The following is a 386-nucleotide window of genomic DNA, read 5'->3' as shown; positions in this document are numbered from 1 at the left end:
GTATGTTCTTTGAAAACTAGATAACAGTGTAGCTCATATTTTTTAATTTTTAGTTTGGTTAAGTTAGAAAGGGCGCACGGTGGATGCCTTGACACTAGGAGTCGATGAAGGACGGGACTAACGCCGATATGCTTCGGGGAGCTGTAAGTAAGCTTTGATCCGAAGATTTCCGAATGGGGAAACCCACCATACGTAATGGTATGGTATCCTTACCTGAATACATAGGGTAAGGAAGACAGACCCAGGGAACTGAAACATCTAAGTACCTGGAGGAAGAGAAAGCAAATGCGATTTCCTGAGTAGCGGCGAGCGAAACGGAACATAGCCCAAACCAAGAGGCTTGCCTCTTGGGGTTGTAGGACATTCTATACGGAGTTACAAAGGAA

General features: G+C 44.8%; 1 rRNA gene. It reads left to right on the top strand.

Annotation, left to right across the window (positions count from 1 at the left end):
• Window positions 1–56: 56 nt before the first annotated feature.
• Window positions 57–386, top strand: a 23S ribosomal RNA gene (locus tag FOT98_RS31520); the annotation flags it as partial.

The organism is Bacillus sp. HY001 (genome assembly GCF_007558965.1).
In the GTDB taxonomy this organism is placed as follows: domain Bacteria; phylum Bacillota; class Bacilli; order Bacillales; family Bacillaceae_G; genus Bacillus_A; species Bacillus_A mobilis.
Note: the sequence above shows the minus strand (reverse complement) of the source record. Positions and strands in the feature narration are given on the sequence as shown.